Annotated in this window: 1 protein-coding gene; it reads left to right on the forward strand. The window is 69.7% G+C overall.

What is annotated here, in order from left to right:
• Positions 1 to 542: methyl-accepting chemotaxis protein (locus tag ACLBYB_RS32730; protein ID WP_447701369.1), on the forward strand; the 542-nt coding region annotated here is incomplete at both ends.

The following is a 542-nucleotide window of genomic DNA, read 5'->3' on the forward strand; positions in this document are numbered from 1 at the left end:
CAGGGGCTGCGCGCGGTGTCCGACACCGCCAAGGCCATGGACGCGATCCGCGAGCAGGCGGAGGCGGTGGCGGGCAACATCGTCAGCCTGTCGGAGAAGACCCAGACGATCGGCGACATCATCGAGACGGTCAACGACATCTCGGAGCGCACGCACCTGCTGGCGCTGAACGCCGCCATCGAGGCGGCCGCGGCCGGCGAGAGCGGGCGCAGCTTCTCGGTGGTGGCCTCGGAGATGAAGCTCCTGGCCGACCAGGCCAAGGCGGCCACGGGGCAGGTGCGGGGGATCCTGGGCGAGATCCAGCGGGGCATCAACACGTCGGTGATGCTGACCGAGGAGGCGGTCAAGCGCGCGGCGGCGGGCAAGACGCGCTCGGACACGACGCAGCGCACGATCGAGGAGATCACCGCGCGGGTGGAGGAGAACGTGCAGACGTTCCAGCAGATCGTGGCCTCGACCAACCAGCAGCAGCTGGGCATCGAGCAGGTGATGGGGGCATTGCAGAACATCCGCCAGGCCAGCCAGCAGACCGCGGCCGGCAC

The organism is Methylobacterium sp. D54C, assembly GCF_053345595.1.